General features: G+C 34.3%; 13 protein-coding genes. All 13 read left to right on the top strand.

The window, feature by feature from the left end; genetic code table 11:
- Positions 1-18: 18 nt before the first annotated feature.
- The 13 genes from GH754_RS00745 to GH754_RS00685 all read left to right on the top strand — a co-directional run bounded on the left by GH754_RS00745 (position 19) and on the right by GH754_RS00685 (position 16,820).
- The gene (locus GH754_RS00745) at positions 19-1,521 is read left to right on the top strand and encodes a tripartite tricarboxylate transporter permease (RefSeq protein ID WP_153726822.1); all 1,503 of its coding nucleotides are present in this window, start codon (positions 19-21) and stop codon (positions 1,519-1,521) included.
- 420 nt (positions 1,522-1,941) lie between these two features.
- On the top strand, positions 1,942-2,976 hold the full coding sequence (locus tag GH754_RS00740) for a TRAP transporter substrate-binding protein (RefSeq protein WP_153726821.1): 1,035 nt from the start codon (positions 1,942-1,944) through the stop codon (positions 2,974-2,976).
- 22 nt (positions 2,977-2,998) lie between these two features.
- The gene (locus GH754_RS20035) at positions 2,999-3,502 is read left to right on the top strand and encodes a TRAP transporter small permease (RefSeq protein ID WP_153726820.1); all 504 of its coding nucleotides are present in this window, start codon (positions 2,999-3,001) and stop codon (positions 3,500-3,502) included.
- 50 nt (positions 3,503-3,552) lie between these two features.
- Positions 3,553-4,818 (top strand): TRAP transporter large permease, encoded by a 1,266-nt coding sequence (locus tag GH754_RS00730; protein ID WP_153726819.1) that lies wholly within the window; start codon positions 3,553-3,555, stop codon positions 4,816-4,818.
- A gap of 31 nt (positions 4,819-4,849) precedes the next feature.
- Complete coding sequence (locus GH754_RS00725) at positions 4,850-5,671, top strand: HpcH/HpaI aldolase/citrate lyase family protein (protein ID WP_153726818.1); 822 nt, start codon at positions 4,850-4,852, stop codon at positions 5,669-5,671.
- A gap of 46 nt (positions 5,672-5,717) precedes the next feature.
- Positions 5,718-6,341 (top strand): isochorismatase family protein, encoded by a 624-nt coding sequence (locus GH754_RS00720; protein ID WP_153726817.1) that lies wholly within the window; start codon positions 5,718-5,720, stop codon positions 6,339-6,341.
- Positions 6,342-6,424: 83 nt separating this feature from the next.
- A complete protein-coding gene (locus GH754_RS00715) occupies positions 6,425-8,557 on the top strand; it encodes a hydantoinase/oxoprolinase family protein (protein WP_153726816.1) in 2,133 nt (710 codons plus the stop codon).
- Position 8,558: 1 nt separating this feature from the next.
- Positions 8,559-10,325: a hydantoinase B/oxoprolinase family protein gene (locus tag GH754_RS00710; RefSeq protein WP_153726815.1), complete on the top strand. Its 1,767-nt coding sequence runs from the start codon at positions 8,559-8,561 to the stop codon at positions 10,323-10,325.
- An 84-nt stretch (positions 10,326-10,409) separates the two neighbouring features.
- Positions 10,410-12,302 (top strand): sigma 54-interacting transcriptional regulator, encoded by a 1,893-nt coding sequence (locus tag GH754_RS00705; protein WP_153726814.1) that lies wholly within the window; start codon positions 10,410-10,412, stop codon positions 12,300-12,302.
- Positions 12,303-12,506: 204 nt separating this feature from the next.
- Positions 12,507-13,898, top strand: a complete 1,392-nt coding sequence (locus tag GH754_RS00700) for an MmgE/PrpD family protein (RefSeq protein ID WP_153726813.1) — start codon at positions 12,507-12,509, stop codon at positions 13,896-13,898.
- 24 nt (positions 13,899-13,922) lie between these two features.
- Positions 13,923-15,083 (top strand): acyl-CoA dehydrogenase family protein, encoded by a 1,161-nt coding sequence (locus GH754_RS00695; RefSeq protein ID WP_153726812.1) that lies wholly within the window; start codon positions 13,923-13,925, stop codon positions 15,081-15,083.
- A gap of 23 nt (positions 15,084-15,106) precedes the next feature.
- A complete protein-coding gene (locus GH754_RS00690) occupies positions 15,107-15,604 on the top strand; it encodes a MaoC family dehydratase (protein ID WP_153726811.1) in 498 nt (165 codons plus the stop codon).
- A 25-nt stretch (positions 15,605-15,629) separates the two neighbouring features.
- A complete protein-coding gene (locus GH754_RS00685; RefSeq protein ID WP_153726810.1) occupies positions 15,630-16,820 on the top strand; it encodes a CaiB/BaiF CoA transferase family protein in 1,191 nt (396 codons plus the stop codon).
- Positions 16,821-17,067: the final 247 nt, after the last annotated feature.

Genomic DNA, 17,067 nt, shown 5'->3' with positions numbered 1-17,067 from the left:
TTCTAAGAGGTGTATTATATGGATATTAACTTTATATTAGACGGCATCACCCAGTTTTTCCACCCTGTTATATTGATAACAGCTTTCCTCGGCACAACTTTAGGCATTATCATTGGGGCTCTACCTGGAGCTACCGCTACTATGGCATTAACTTTAATGCTTCCTATTTCATTTAATCTTGATACTTATACTGCAATAACTTTATTACTTGCAGTATATTGTGGTGGAATTTTTGGTGGAAGTATACCAGCTATTTTACTAAAAATTCCTGGGACACCTGCGTCGGCCGCTACTATTTTTGATGGATACCCAATGGCGAAAAAAGGTAAGGTTTCAGAAGCATTATTATTTATTGTTTATAGTTCATCAATAGGTGGTTTTATTAGTGGAGTGATTTTAATGATAGCGGCTCCCTTATTAGCCTTACTCGCTTTGAATTTCGGGCCTCCAGAAATGTTAGCCCTTAGTTTATTTGGATTGAGTATTGTGGCTTCTTTAGCAGCTGGTAATATGTTAAAAGGGCTATTAATGGGTACTTTAGGTTTATTTGTTGCTACAATAGGACTTGACCCACAGTTTGGAGCACCTAGGTTTACATTCGGTAATATGAATGTTTATCAAGGTATACCATTAATACCTGTTTTAATAGGGGTATTTTCAATACCTGAAGCAATTACACTAATGTTAAATAGTCATGTTAGTAAGAAAGTCCAAACTATCAAAAAGAGATTCCTATTAAAATGGATAGAAATTAGTAATGTACTACCAACTATTTTTAAATCAGGAATGATTGGTAGCATTTTAGGGATAACACCTGCTGTTGGTCCAGAGGTAGCAACTTTTATTGGTTATAATGAGGCAAAGAGAGTATCTAAACATAAAGAGAAATTTGGTACTGGTATACCAGAAGGAATAGTAGCCTCAGAAAGTGCAAATAATGCTGTAACAGGGTCTTCTCTTGTACCTACACTAACTCTAGGTATACCTGGTTCGGCAGCAGCAGCAGTTATTATGGGGGGATTAATCATACAGGGTGTACGACCCGGGCCATCTTTATTTAATAATGATCCCAAGCTAATATCATTTATATTTGTTGTTTTTTTGTTACTACAAATAGTTATGTTTATTGTCGGTATTATTGTAGTAAATGTTAGTAAATATGTAATCAAGGTGCCTAGTTTTTATTTAGGAGCAAGCATCATTGTATTAAGTACTGTAGGTTCATTTGCTATTAATAATAACCTATTTGGGGTTTTTGTAATGTTTTTCTCGGGTTTAATAGCCTATATTTTAGGGAAGTTTGGATTTTCTCCAGTTCCATTTATTTTAGCATTAATTCTGGGTCCTCAAATAGAAGGGGAAATGAATCGAACTTTACTAATAACTGGTGGTGAAGGATTTTTAAATTTTTTTAGTTTTCTTTTCACAAGACCAATAGCAATATTATTTTTTATTTTGGCTGTCTTAACTTTTTTTATTCCAATTATAAGAGAACGTAGAAAACAAAAAAATCAATTATAAGCGTGGCAATCTTTTAGTGGAAGAAAATGTGTAGAGTAACAAGGGTCGTCTCCTCTCTACACATTTTATATTTAAAAACCACCTCATTCCCCTGTTACTCAGCATTATTCTTCTTATTTCTAATTCATCGTTATATAAAATAAATATTAAATATAAACTTATGAAACACGAAACGTTATTTGAAACGCTATTTGAAACACTAATAATTATAATTACTTTATTTTAAGGTACTTAATTTTGGCATGGAAGTTGCAATGTAATAACTATATAGTTTCGAATCTAGATTAGTGCGAAAATTCGTACTATACAGGTGAAAAAGTATTGAGAAAGAAGGGGGGATTTGCTTTTCAATATAAAATACAACAATTACAAGGGAGATAAAATCTAATAAAACATTTATTTATAGAAGGAGGAATTCAAATGAAAAAAAATATTATATTATTCGCATTATTGTTAACGCTTACAATGATAGCGGCGTGTGGCGAAAATGAAACAACATCCAATAGTTCTGGTAATGATAATGGTGGCGATGATTCAGGAGAAACATTTGAAATGATACTATCAAGTGAAGTTCCTGAATCACACTTTAAAAGTAAATTGATGAAGGAGTTCGCTGAAAAAATAGAAAAAAGAACAGATGGAGGCATAAAAACTGAATTTTTTCCAGCAGGACAATTATATTCTGATATCGATGCCTTACAATCAATCGGAACCGGAGCTGTTCATAGTGTATGGCCAGTATCTGTACAATTAGAATCCTTTAACTCTGCATATGGCCTCACATCATTACCTTTCGGGTTAACAGATGAAAACATGCTTGATCCCGAATACAGATCCAATTTAATGAATATATTAACACCCCTAGTTGAACCAAATGGTATGGAGGTAGCTGGACTTTTACGTACCACGGATGCACTATTTATTTCACAAAACGAAGAAATGAAATCCTTAGAAGATTTAAAAGGTATGAAAATTCGTATGACAGGTGGCAAGTGGTTGTTAGAAATGGCTAAGCAAATTGATGCGTCTGCCATTGGCTTACCTGCATCTGAAATGTCAACAGCATTATCACAAGGAACCATTGATGCTGTTTATTCGTCGCCATCAGGATGGGATACCATCTTAGGCACATCTGTTCCTTATGGATATTATGTACCAGGGTTAAATATTTTAACTTATTCAATCGTACTTGATAAAGAATGGATGGCATCACTCCCACAAGACTATCAAGAGGAAATTTATAAATTAATAGATGAACTTTCTGCAAATCAATGGCAAGAGTCGATAGATACGGATAAAGCCTTAATGGAAAAGTTAGAGGAAGATGGAGCCACCATCCATACTGAAGCTAAAGATAATATCGAAATTTTAAAAGAGGAAATGCAACCAGTTTATGATGCTTTTGAAAGTGAGTTTCCGGATATATATAGTCAATTCCAGGAATTAAATAAATAAAACCTTTGCAGAGGGTGTTTCCATGTTTAAGATCACGAGATTATTTGAGCAAAAAGTCTTATTTCCAATATCCATAATACTTTTCTCTGTTTCGGGGCTTCTTATGTTTGTGGAAGCCGTGCAAAGGTCTATATTAAATAGATCGTTTGAATGGGCAAGTGAAATAAGTATTTATTGCATGATTTGGTCCATATTATTGATGACCGCACACGCTGGTAAAAAAGGTCAACATATAAGAATTGAACTGGTATACACAAAATTAAATAAATCTCTTAAACGTATATTATTTACGGTTGTTAATTTAATTAGTTTAATATTCTCTTTAATTCTAACCTATTCTAGTTATTTAACTGTTACTCATGCTTACAAAACACAACAGATGTCTCAATCTACTTTACAAATACCTGTATGGATACTTTCAAGTGTCTTAATTATTTTGGGGGTTTTATTGTTTGTGTATTATTTAGAATCCTTAATCTATTCTCTTAAAAATGGTGAATTATTAAACACATATCAAGAATACTAGAAAGGTGCCTGTATAAGTAAATAAACAACATTATCAAAAGGGGGGACGTTATGATTATAGGAATTTCAGTAGTAATCGTTTTATTATTATTAGCTTCAGGCATGGAAATAGGAATAGCAATGGGTCTTGCAGGTATTTTACTATTGCTATTTCATGTCAATATTCCAATATCCGTAATATCACATGAGGTTTTAAATGCAGTTGATAGTTACACATTACTAGCAATTCCCTTTTTTATTCTAGCTGGAAATTTAATGATGGAAGGTAGATTAGCAGATCGATTAATGGATTTTTTTGGTTCTTTTATGCGGTTCATTAGGGGAGGATTAGGTGTAGGTGCCATGCTCGCTTCTGTATTTTTTGCAGCAATTAGTGGTTCGAGTGTAGCATCTGCTGCGGCTTTAAGTAAAACGATAACAGAGTCATTACAAAAAGAAAATTACGCAAAGAATTTTACTGCTGGAATTGTTGCAGTTGGAGGAACTTTGGGCTTAATGATTCCACCTAGTCTTACGTTTATCTTAATAGGGACCATGATTGGTATACCTGTAAGAGATTTATTTGTTGCCGGTATTACTCCTGGTATTCTAGAGGGATTATTATTAATATTTATGACGTATTTTATATCTAGAAAATATAAATATGGGTATAAAAGAAAAGTTAAGATGCGAGAAGTTTCATCCTCATTCGGTAAGAGTAGTGCGGCAATATTACTTCCAATCATTATACTTGGTGGTATTTATTTAGGTATTTTCACTCCCACTGAAGTTTCTGTAGTTGCTGCCATTTATGCTTTATTTGTTTGTGTATTTATCTATAAATCCATTAAGTTAGTTAAACTCCCCAAGATTATTAAGGATACTATTTATTCAACATCAATGATTTATTTAGTTCTAATTGGTGGGACTTTGCTTAGTTTCATCTTAACTCGTTTAGGTGTGGCTAATACAATTTTATCCTTTATTCAGGGCATGGATTTACCTGTATGGGGATTTTTACTTCTAATTAATGTGGTTTTATTGGCATTAGGAATGTTTTTAGATGGAATTTCATTGATTGTTATTCTAGCCCCATTATTATTCCCAGTAGCATCAGGGATGGGAATCAATCCTATACATTTTGCAGTTATAATGGTTGCGAATATTGAGATTGCAACGATAACTCCTCCAGTAGGGTTAAATCTATATGTTGTAAGTGGCGTGAGTAAACTAAAAGTTTCAGATGTTGTTAAGGGTGTCATACCATTTTATTTCGTTAGGTTAGCAGGATTATTATTAATAACTTTTATTCCAACTCTGTCTCTTTGGCTACTCTAAAGAACTAAAAATTAAGGTAGGAGGGTAGGACATGAATCTTACGTACTTATTCGTTCCAGGTATTAGTAAGAAAAAAATTGAAAAGTCGATTGAAAGTAGTGCGGATGTAATCATTATTGATTTAGAGGATGCAGTAACAGTTGCAAAAAAAGAAGAGGTTAGACAGATTGTATATAATAGCTTAAAGAACAAGGTTTCCGAAGATCAAAATGTTTTTATACGAATTAATTCAAGCCAAACACCATGGTTTAAAGATGATTTAAGGTTAGTAAAAGATTTAGATTTAAGTGGAGTTATGTTACCAAAAAGTGAGGAAGAATCTGATATAAAACTAACGCTAGAATCAGTAGATGAAAACTTAGAAATCATTCCATTGATTGAATCTGCAAGAGGTGTTGATAATGTGAAGTCTATTATCAAGTCAAGTAAGCAGATCCAAAAAGTCGCGTTTGGATCTGTAGATTTTGCATATGATATTGGAGTTGATTGGACGCCGCTTGGAGAAGAAAGAAAATTGGCAATGCAACATTTAGTTTTAGCCTCTAGATCTGTAGGGATAGACCCTCCAATTGATGCAGTATTCCCGATTATAAATGATAAAGAAGATTTTCAGCGAGATACCAGATTAGGAAGAGAAATAGGTTTCTATGGCAAAATGGTTATACATCCGAAACATATAGAATGGGTAAATGATGTTTATAAACCCACAGAAGAACAGATTGAATGGAGTAAGAAAGTGGTTAACTTATATGAGAATGGAGAAAACTCAGGAGCTGTAGAGTTAGATGGTAAGTTAGTAGATTACCCTATTTATACTCAGGCGATGAGAACTTTGGCATATTTTAACAAATAGAATCAGCCTATTTTGTAATTTATAGAAGTTAAAAGGGGGTGTTAAAATGAGTAGTTCAAATATTTATCAATCTGTAGGATATCGCTCAGGTAATATTGGGTTTGGAAAAAAAGCCGCCATTCTTGTAGTTGATTTTCAAAAGGCATTTACAAGTAAAGAATCACAACTCGGTGGTAGCAAATTAATAACAGATGCTGTTATTAAAACGAAGTCACTAATACAAAAGGTGCGTAAACAGAATTTACCTATAATTCATACGGTTGTAGCTTATAGAGAAGATAAACAGGATATGGGATTATGGCCGCAAAAGGTAAAAGCACTTTCAGAAGTAAAACTTGGGTCTGTTTGGGCAGAAGTTGATGATGAATTAGAGGTACAAGAAGATGAAGTTATTCTAACGAAAAAAATGCCGTCAGCTTTTTTTAATACTGATTTGACTAATATCTTAATAAGTCAAGGAGTAGATACTGTCATTGTTACGGGATGTACAACTAGTGGGTGTATAAGAGCGACGACTATTGATGCTTTTTCATATGGATTCCGTACAATTGTTGTTAAAGATTGTGTGGGCGATCAAGATATTAAACCACATGAAGCTAATTTATTTGATATTGAAAACCGTTATTGTGATGTTTTATCAAGTGAAGATGTTATCGCCCTATTAAACTAATTAATAAAGTGAATATCTATACCTTAAATTTACTGATAATTAAGAATTAACAATAAATATATTTTGATATTGGAGGTTATTAAATGAAAAGATTAGGAGTAGATGTTGGTGGCACCTTTACTGATTTAATTTTAATTAATGAAGATGAAGGTAATTCGTATGTTCATAAAGTTCCTTCAACCCCACAAGACCCATCTGAAGGAGTGATCAAAGGGGTTTATGAGATTTCTAAAATAGCTAGTACAAAATTAAACGAAATTGACCAATTTTTTCACGGCACAACAGTAGCTACTAATATAGTTCTTGAGCACAATGGTGCAAACGTGGGAATGATTACAACTGATGGTTTTCGTGATATTTTACATATCGCTAGGCATAAAAGACCGTATAACTTCTCATTATATCAGGATTTACCTTGGCAAAGTTATCCATTAGTTAAAAGAAGGAATAGATTAACAGTATCAGAAAGAATTACATCAGATGGTGATGTTCTTACGCCTCTAGACGAGGTCAAAACCAGAGAACAAATAAAAAAATTGAAAGAAGCAAAAGTTGATGCTATTGCTGTTTGTTTTTTGTTCTCCTTTAAAAATTCAACTCATGAAAACCGAGTAAAAGAAATTATTGAAGAAGAATATCCTGATGTATTTCTATCAATAAGTAATGAAATTTTACCACAGTATCGCGAATATGAAAGGTTCAGTACTGTTGCGTTAAATGCTTTTGTTGGACCTAAAACAAGTAATTATATAAAAAAGCTGAAGACTAATTTAAAAGATGCTGGTGTAAAATCAAATCTACATTTAATGCAATCTAATGGAGGGATTGCAACATCTGAAATGGCTGCTGAGAAACCCATAAATCTATTATTATCCGGACCTGTAGCTGGTTTAATAGGTGGCATTAAGGCCGCAAAAAATTCTGGATTTGAGAATGTTATTACATTAGATATTGGTGGAACATCTGCGGATATTGGAGTAGCTCCAAGTGGGGAAATGAGAATGCGCCATTTACTAGATACACAAATTGGTCAATATAACGCAATGATTCCGATGGTTGATATCGATACTATTGGAGCAGGTGGCGGATCAATTGCATATGTGGACAAAGGTGGGATATTTAGAGTTGGCCCACAAAGTGCAGGTGCAGATCCAGGTCCTGCCTGCTATGATCGTGGTGGGGAATTACCAACATCAACTGATGCAAATGTTTTATTAGGTAGACTCCACCCTGATAGTAAACTAGCAGGAAGTATGCCACTTAAGCCTGAGTTATCGGAATGGGCTTATAAAAAACATATAGCTGAAGAATTAAATATGGATGTTCGTGATGCTGCTGCAGGTGCACTTAAGATCATGACCCATAATATGGTTAATGCTATTGAGATGAATAGTGTTAGGAAGGGATATGATCCAAGGGAATTCACATTAGTAGCAACCGGTGGGGCAGGACCATTATTTGCGTGCGATATTGCCGAAGAATTAAATATACCTTATGTTGTAATACCTCCATACCCAGGTATCACTGCTGCAATGGGGCTGTTATCAACTGACATTACTTATGAAAAAGTTACTACTTTATGGGGAAGTTTAAGTAGTCCTGATACAGCTGAAATTAAAAGTAAATTTAAGGGACTTGAGGATGAAGCGATTACTACGCTTAAAAATGATGGGTTTGATTTAGAAGATATTGTCTTAAAGCGAGTTTGTGATTGTCGTTATGAAGGACAGGGCTATGAATTACGTGTAGATGCACCAGAAGGAGAAATAGATGATAATTGGATGAATGAAGTTATCAATCGGTTCCACGAAGCCCATGAAAGAGAATATGCTAGTCAATTCCCTGATCAAGAGGTACTGGCTATTAATATTAGAGTAATAGGGGTCGGTATTATAAATAGTGAAGATACTGAATCTAATTATGGTAATATGCAAAGTGTCTTTAAAGGTGCTAAGAAAAGCCATGAAGTTTATTTCTGGTTAAATGATGAACTTCAAAAAGTAAAGACACCAATTTATGAAAAAAATAGCTTGCCAGTTGATACTGAGTTAAATGGTCCTGCAATTATCCAACAAAAAGATAGTACGACCGTTATCCCTCCGTATTGTAAATCAACATTAGATAAGTTCGGAAACATTGTAATTGATATGAAAGAAAAGATTAGCTTGAAAACAGAAAAATTTATAGCGGCTAGTAAAGAAAAGGAGGTAAAATAATATGTCTAATAAGAAGAGCTATGAAAACATAGACCCCGTTACTTTAGGTGTTATAGCTGGTTCATTTAATTCTATCGCTAAAGAAATGGCCCTTGTGTTATATCGAATGGCCTATTCAAGTATTATTCGGGAATCAGAAGATTTGGGTGCAGGTTTGTTTGATTCCGATGGAAATGAATTGTGTGAGAGTGATTCAACCCCAATGCATATAGGTTCACTTCCTGGGTATATAAAGGGAGTAAAGCACTTCTTAGGAAATGATATTAATGAGGGGGATATTATTTTACATAATAACCCCTATCATGGTGCTTCACATACCCCAGATTTAGCTATAATAATTCCTATATTTTATGGCGGAAAATTAGTAGGTTTTGCTGCTAACACAGGTCACGTTTTAGATGTTGGAGGTATGTCACCAGGATTAATGGTTGATGTGGTTGATGTTTTTGCAGAAGGTAAGCATTACAATGCTGTTAAATTATATGATAAGGGTAAAAAAGATGAAGCAATGTGGCGACATGTTTTGGAGAATGTGCGAACTCCTAACGAAAACAAAGGTGATATTGAAGCAATGATTGCTTCCGCAAAACTTGGTCAAAGAAGATATTTGGAACTTATTGATAGATATGGTTTAGATACTGTTCAGGCAACAGAAAAAAGATGGATGGATTATTCGGAAGAAATGTTGAGAAAGGAAATAGAGAAAATTCCAGATGGGATATATAAGGCACCAACAGGCTGGTTGGATGATGATGGTAGGAACTACGGAGAACCATTAAAAATAGAAACAAGTGTGGAAGTTAGAGGAAGCGATATTATAGTGGATTTAACGGGAAGTTCACCACAGGTAGAAACGGGATATAATGTACCCTATTCAGGTTCAACTTTACCGGCAACATATACAATTGTAAGGTCAATTTTGTTAGATGAAGCCAATTCGGAAGTGTTTGTTCCACAAAACAGTGGAATATTCAAGCCCATTGAGGTAGTCGCTCCATTAGGAACTATTTTTAACCCTAAGTTTCCAGCATCATGTTTTGCTAGATTTAATCAAATCAACCGACTAGCAGATCAAATCAACCTAGCATTAGCAGAAGTACTTCCTGAAAAAACAACAGCAGGAAACTCTGCGCATGTAAGTGCAAATTCCTATGCAGGGGTATCCCCTGATACAGGAGCTTATTGGATTTATATTGAAATAAATGAAGGATCTTATGGTGGTAGATTCGGGAAAGATGCCATGGATAGTGTTGATAATTTAGTTGCTAATACGAGGAATAATCCTATAGAAGAATTAGAGATGCGCACACCAATGAGATGTCATAGATATGAGTTAAGAGAGGAAGAACCTGCTGCTGGACAATGGAGAGGCGGAATCGGAATCGCTAGGGAATGGGAATTTTTCACAGATACATTGTTTTCTGGTGAAGGTGATCGGCATTTCGATGCACCAAAAGGAGTTCTAGGAGGAGCTGATGGACAAACTGGTTCGTTAATCCTTAATTCCAATTCTCAGAAAGAAAAGAACCTTCATGCTAAATTGACCAACTTTAAGATTAACGCTGGGGATACTCTACTTATAAAAACACCGAGTGCAGGGGGATATGGGAATCCACTAGAAAGAGACCCAGAACAGGTGTTGGAAGATTTCAAAGACGGTCTTATTGCAAAAAGAACGGTAAAGGATGTCTATGGGGTTATACTAAAAAGTGATTTAACTATTGACGAGGTAGCAACTGCAGACTATCGTAATAATTCGCTCAAGTAAAATAGTGTTTAAATAAAAAAGGACTTTCAACTCTTTTTGGAGAATTTTTCAAAAGATGAAAATTTTCTGAAAGGGGTTATTTTTTTGCCTACAAAAATCCTTGTTTTAACTCATCGTAATTTTTCCCACCTGTTTTATGAAGTTATGGATATTATGAATTTGCCTATAGTACTAGATGTAAAAGAAGTAGGTTTTGGGGAAATCAGTCAGCATATTGATAGTGACAATCTGTTAAATTACGATTTAGTCATTACAAGCGGCGCCCATTTAGAAGTCATTAAAAGGGATTTTACCGAATTAACCTATACCATACCCATATATCCATTTCAATTTTCTGAATCTGATTTAGTCAAATCTATTGCAAAAGCTAAAAAGTATGGTAACAAAATAATTTTGATGTACTATGGTGAAAATAAATATGAACTAACAGAATACGAAAAGTTATTAAATATTGAATTGGTTAACTTAACCTTTGAAAATCTAAATCAAGCAAAAGAGCAGATTAAAGAGTACAAAAAACGAGGGTTTGATGTTTTGATTGGTACTAGTTCCATTTGTGAAATAGCCGAAGATATTGGTATGAATAATATTTTAATCTATTCAACTGAGTTAATAAGGATAGAATTGATGAAGGCATATCAATTGGCTACTACTTACAATAAAATGGTGAAAAATGCAGAATTAAAGGAAACCATTTTCAAAAAAATGTCAGAACCAGTATTTTTGATTGATATAAACGGTATGGTGATGGATGTTAATGAGTCTGCAATCCGCTATTCCAGTAAATCATTTAGGCATGAATTAATAGGGAAGAATATTGAATTAGCCTTGGGTAAATCTTTAGAAGCTTTTAAAAATGAACCTAATGAAAACGAGATATTGTTACCTATGTATATTAATTCTAGTTTTAATAACTATTTATTAATGATTAGTACTCATTTAAATCCAAATCAATTGAATGAGATTGATAGTGTGAGTGAGCATTCTAAAAATCAATCTAAATATACTTTTGACAGTATAATTCATCAGTCAACTAACATGAAGAAATTAATAACCAGATCTAAACAATACTCAAAGTCAAATGCGCCAATACTAATTTATGGTGAATCAGGGACAGGTAAAGAGTTGTTAGCTCATAGTATCCACAAATATAGTACCAGATCAGAAAAACCTTTTTTTCCTGTTAATTGCGCGGCGATACCTCAATCCATTTTGGAAAGTGAACTATTTGGTTATGATGAAGGTGCGTTTACCGGGGCAAAAAAAGGTGGAAAGCCTGGAATGTTTGAAATGGCACAAAAGGGTACTATTTTTCTAGATGAAATAAGCGAGATACCTATTGATATTCAAACAAAATTACTCAGAGTTTTACAGGAAAAAGAAGTCATAAGATTAGGCGGAAAGAAAATAATACCTTTGGATGTTCGTATCATTACAGCAACAAACAAATCATTAGTTCGACAGGTTGAACAGGGAAATTTTAGAGAAGATTTATACTACAGAATAAATGTTTTGCAACTTGATATTCCATCTTTAAGAGAAAGAAATGAAGATATTCCATTGATTTTTAAGCATTTATTGCATAAAAATGGACTTTCTGAAGATCAAGCAAGTTATCTTTCGGAATTTGGAAAAGATAGTCTTTTATCCTATGATTGGCCAGGAAATATAAGGGAAATTGAAAATTTTGTCGTTAGATTGACAGCTTTAACATCTATATCTACAACTACCTATGATTTAGTAAACTCTTTTAAGGACCTATTTATGGAGTTCTTAAAATCTAAACAGAGAAATAAAGATACCATGCTATCCCAAGAGTTAAATATAAGTCGTAAATTGGAACAATCTACTTCAGAAAGAAATGACATTGTAAATGCCCTGAATAAAACTGGAGGTAATAAGGCAGAGGCTGCTGATTTACTAGGCATTTCTCGTACTACATTATGGAGAAAAATGAATAAGTTTAATTTAGAATAAAGTACCTTATTTGAAAGCAAGACTTAATTTTTATGAAATTAAGTCTTGCTTTTTCTTTTGTTTCAAACACGTTTCATAAGGTGTGTAACATGACGAAACACATTCGGTCAAAAGCCTCTTAAAATAAGCTTTGACTTTTGGCATGGAAATTGCAACTAATCTAAAGTGAAAATTCATTTTTAAATAATCTTAAGGAGGCGTATTATGCAGATACAAGGACAGCAATTAAAGGCTGCAGATAGTCTTTCGAAGTTAACCAAAGAAACCAAATATGAAAATTTATCGAGTAGTTTAATTGATCTTGCTAAATTTTTGACATTGGATTTTGTTGGCTTAGCGGCACGTGGAAGTCATTTTACAACAACCAAACCTATTCATAACTATATAAAAAAGTTTGGTGGAGATGGAAGAGGAACTGTAATTGGTTCAAAAGATTTGAAAGCGCAACCACAGTACTCAGCGTTGGCAAATGGTACAGCATCTCATAGTCTAGAACTTGATGATGTCATTAACGAAGCATCATTGCATCCGGCAGTTGCAGTATTTCCAGCTGCTTTATCAACAAGCGAATATTATGATGGGTCAGGTAAAAACTTTCTTGAATCTGCTGTTGTTGGTTATGAAGTAATGGGGAGACTGGGTAAAGCTCTAAATCCTTCAAATGTTTATACAAGAGGTTTTCATCCGACAGGGGTATTTGGGATATTTGGTGCTATTGCTACGGCTAGCAAAGTTATGAATCTATCGGAAGAGCAAACTTCTAACGCATTCGGAATAGCAGGGAGCCAAGCTGCTGCCTCTATGGAGTTTTTGGAAAGTGGTGCATGGACGAAACGAATACATCCAGGGTGGGCAGCGCATAGTGGAATCATTGCAACAGAACTTGCTAAAGATGGCTTTGTAGGCCCAAATACTGTTATTGAGGGGAATAAGGGATTAGCACATTCTTATTCTTTTGACACTGATTTATCCATTTTAGGTGACCCTTTTATATTTGAAAATAGTCAGATGAGTAGAACGAGTATTAAACCACATGCTTGTTGCCGTTATAAGCAAGGGCCGCTTGACATTATATTGAAACTGGTAACGGAAAATGATATTAGCCCTGAGGAAATTGATAATATTAATGTTTATATGGTTGAGACAGGGATGCCGATTGTAAGTTGGCCAGAAGAAGAAAAAAGAAATCCTAAAAATACAGTGGATATTCAATTTAGTATGCCATTTGGTGCAGCAGTAGCGGCACTATATCGAAAAACACTATTAGAAGAATACAGTCAGAAAAATATTAATAATCCAGATGTGAAAAATATGATGAAAAAAGTGCATTGCTACCATGATCCAGATTTAGACAAAGAATTCCCTAAGAAGTGGCCATCAAGGGTTGTCATTGAAACATCTAAAGGAACATTTACTGAATATCTTGAATATCCGAAGGGCGATCCAGAAAATCAACTTTCTTGGCAGGAGCTAATCGATAAATTTAAATATGTAACGGAACCAGTTTATTCAGTAATTGAACAAGAAAACATAATCGATGCAGTTAGAAATTTAGACCGATTTGACAATATCAATGAGTTTACAAAACTACTATAAAGATATCATAAGGGAGGAATTTCGATGAGTTTATACGAGCTTAATGAAGAACAACAACAGGTCTTAGATATGGTTCGGGATTTTTGTGAAAAGGAGATTAAACCCGTAGCGAGGGAGTTAGACCATAGCGATGAGTATCCAACAGAAATTGTTGAGAAAATGAAAGAATTGGGCTTTTTCGGGTTTACTGTTCCTGAAGAATATGGTGGGATTGGTCTCGATTATGTTACTTATTCTCTTGTTGTAGAAGAGATTACTAGACATTGGATGAGTGTTTCAGGAATTATTAATAGTCATTTAATTATGTGTTATATTATTGAAAAATTTGGTACAGATGAACAAAAAGATAAGTTTCTACCCAAATTAGCTTCAGGTGAGTTCAGAGGCGGTTTAGCACTTTCTGAAGCAGATGCAGGTACTGATGTACAAAATATGTCAACCAAAGCTAAAAAGTCTGGAGATCAGTATATTGTGAACGGTAGTAAAATGTGGATTACCAATGCACGTCATGGGAATACATTCATTTTGGCAGCTAAAACGGACACGGAAGTTACACCAAGATATAAAGGAATTAGTTTATTTATTATACAGAAGGGCCATGAAGGTTTCCAAGTTCAAAGAGATATTGATAAGTTGGGCTATAAAGGGGTTAAAACTTGTGAGCTGGTATTTGAAGACTTCGAAGTACCTGCCAATCAGCTCATAGGCGGTGAAGAGGGAAAAGGGTTCAAACAAGTACTTGGAGGCTTAGAACTTGGTCGTGTAAATGTGGCCGCTCGCGGTTTAGGAATTGCTAGAGCAGCTTTTGAAGATTCTATTCGTTATGCACAAGAGAGAAAAACATTCGGTGTACCTATTAGTGATCATCAAGCTATACAATTAAAGTTAGGAGAAATGGGGACCCAGTTAGAAGCTGCTAGATTAATGACATTAAATGCTGCGGTTAAATTGCAAAAAGGTGAAAGAAGTGATTTGGAAGCAGGAATGGCAAAACTTTTTGCTACAGAGGCAGGATTTGAGCTTTCTGCTGAAGCGATGAGGATACACGGAGGTTATGGATACACAAAAGAATTTGATATTGAACGGTACTACCGTGATGCTCCATTAATGCTGATAGGAGAAGGAACAAACGAAATGCAAAGAATTATTATCAGTAAAGGCTTAGTTAAAAAATATAGTATTTAACTAAAAATAGGGAGGAATTTATTATGGCAGAAATACACACACCTTTTGGAAGAGTTTATGAGGATTTTGAAGTAGGAGACGTTATTAAACATTGGCCGGGCAGAACTATAACAGCTGCAGATGATACAATCTTTAGTCTATTAGCATTGAATCAGCATCCACTTCATATAGATGCCCATTACGCCTCTCAATCACAATTTGGAGAAAACTTAGTTAATGGTACTCTAGTTTTTTCTATTGCAGTTGGTATGACTGTAAATGATATTAGTGGAGCAGCCATTGCAATGCTTGAATATGAAAATGTAAAGCATTTAGCACCTACTTTTCACGGAGATACATTATATGGACACACAAAAATTTTAGATAAACGTGAATCTAAGAGTAAGAATGATAGAGGAATTGTCTATGTTGAAACTGTTATCACAAACCAAAGGGAAGAAGATGTAATGAGCTATAGAAGGAAATTGCTCATCCCAAAAAGTGAATATGCTGCGCGCCCATTTACACATAAAAGGAAATGATTCTGTGATACAGGGAGGTTAAAAAATGAAAAAACCTTTAGAAGGGTTAAGGATTATCTCCATGGGTCAATATGGTGCGGGGCCATTTGCAACTTTACAGTTAGCTGATCTTGGAGCTGAGGTAATCAAAATAGAACAAAAAAGTACAAATGGGGATGTATCCAGGCAGGTCATTCCTTATGCAGAAAATGGAGATAGTTTATTTTTTCAATCATTTAATCGCAACAAGAAAAGTATTACATTGGATATTAAGAATGAAAAAGGTAGACAAATATTTAATAATTTAGTTGAAAAGTCCGATGCTGTTTTTAACAATTTTAGGGGGGATGTCCCAGAGAAATTAGGCATTACCTATGATCAACTCAAGCACATCAATCCACAAATAGTAACTTGTTCCTTATCTGGATTCGGGACAACAGGTTCGATGAAAAAAGAACCGGCATATGACTATCTACTTCAGGCTAAACTAGGGCACATGTCCTTAACAGGTGAACCAGATGGTGTTCCCTCTAAATTCGGATTATCCATTATCGATTTTTCAACTGGAATGATGGCGGCCTTAGGTCTGATGGTTGGGATTTTTAAAGCGAGATCAACAGGTGTTGGTAGTGACATTGATGTGAGTTTATATGATACGGCGGCATCTGTTTTAAACTATTTAGGTGCTTGGCATTTAAACAAAGGATTTGAACCTGAAAGAACTAGTTATTCAGCACATCCAACATTAGTACCTTCTCAACTATTTCCAACTAAAGATGGCAATGTCATTGTAATGTGTAATAAGGAAAAGTTTTTCCCGATTCTTTGCGAATGTTTAGGAGCACCGGAGTTGGCGGAAGATGATCGTTATAAAGATTTTAAACAACGCTTTGATAATAAGGGTACTTTAATTCCAAAGCTTATTTCCTTATTTGAGGAAAAGGAATCGGACTACTGGCTAGAAAAATTAAAGGGGAAAGTACCGATTGCTCCTGTTAATACGGTAAAAGAAGCATTAGAGGACCCATTTATCAAAGAAAGAGATATGATTGTTGAATATCAACACCCAACTTTTGGCTTGTTAAAGATGTTAGGCACACCTATAAAAGTGAAAAATTATAAACCTGAATACCAGGCAGGACCTGCCATGGGTGAGCATAATGATGAAGTATTAGGAGAACTGTTAAATTTAGATTCAGATATAATTGAAGCCCTAAGAAAAGAGTCGGTTATATAGTTTTGCTTTTATTGAAGTAGTGAAAAAATTAACCTTTTCACTACTTCCGTGTTTGTCTTGATGTAATATTTAGTAATGACTATTGATTTAATATGCTTTTTACATTACCTTTAAAATAACATTAATTTTTAAAGTAGAAACACATTAAAAGTATAACCTGCTAAACAACTTGTAACAGATTTAAAAATAACCTTTTCTAGTGTGTGTTAAAAATCTTGAGGAATTATAGTTTATGATATATAACGAA

Origin of the sequence: Salinibacillus xinjiangensis (genome assembly GCF_009649735.1) — a bacterium.
GTDB lineage: Bacteria > Bacillota > Bacilli > Bacillales > Alkalibacillaceae > Salinibacillus > Salinibacillus xinjiangensis.
Note: the sequence above shows the minus strand (reverse complement) of the source record. Positions and strands in the feature narration are given on the sequence as shown.

Excerpts from the sequence above, each read along its gene's own strand:
- GH754_RS00745 (WP_153726822.1), top strand. The coding sequence starts at position 19 with ATGGATATTAACTTTATATTAGACGGCATCACCCAGTTTTTCCACCCT.
- GH754_RS00740 (WP_153726821.1), top strand. The coding sequence starts at position 1,942 with ATGAAAAAAAATATTATATTATTCGCATTATTGTTAACGCTTACAATG.
- GH754_RS20035 (WP_153726820.1), top strand. The coding sequence starts at position 2,999 with ATGTTTAAGATCACGAGATTATTTGAGCAAAAAGTCTTATTTCCAATA.
- GH754_RS00730 (WP_153726819.1), top strand. The coding sequence starts at position 3,553 with ATGATTATAGGAATTTCAGTAGTAATCGTTTTATTATTATTAGCTTCA.
- GH754_RS00725 (WP_153726818.1), top strand. The coding sequence starts at position 4,850 with ATGAATCTTACGTACTTATTCGTTCCAGGTATTAGTAAGAAAAAAATT.
- GH754_RS00720 (WP_153726817.1), top strand. The coding sequence starts at position 5,718 with ATGAGTAGTTCAAATATTTATCAATCTGTAGGATATCGCTCAGGTAAT.
- GH754_RS00715 (WP_153726816.1), top strand. The coding sequence starts at position 6,425 with ATGAAAAGATTAGGAGTAGATGTTGGTGGCACCTTTACTGATTTAATT.
- GH754_RS00710 (WP_153726815.1), top strand. The coding sequence starts at position 8,559 with ATGTCTAATAAGAAGAGCTATGAAAACATAGACCCCGTTACTTTAGGT.
- GH754_RS00700 (WP_153726813.1), top strand. The coding sequence starts at position 12,507 with ATGCAGATACAAGGACAGCAATTAAAGGCTGCAGATAGTCTTTCGAAG.
- GH754_RS00695 (WP_153726812.1), top strand. The coding sequence starts at position 13,923 with ATGAGTTTATACGAGCTTAATGAAGAACAACAACAGGTCTTAGATATG.
- GH754_RS00690 (WP_153726811.1), top strand. The coding sequence starts at position 15,107 with ATGGCAGAAATACACACACCTTTTGGAAGAGTTTATGAGGATTTTGAA.
- GH754_RS00685 (WP_153726810.1), top strand. The coding sequence starts at position 15,630 with ATGAAAAAACCTTTAGAAGGGTTAAGGATTATCTCCATGGGTCAATAT.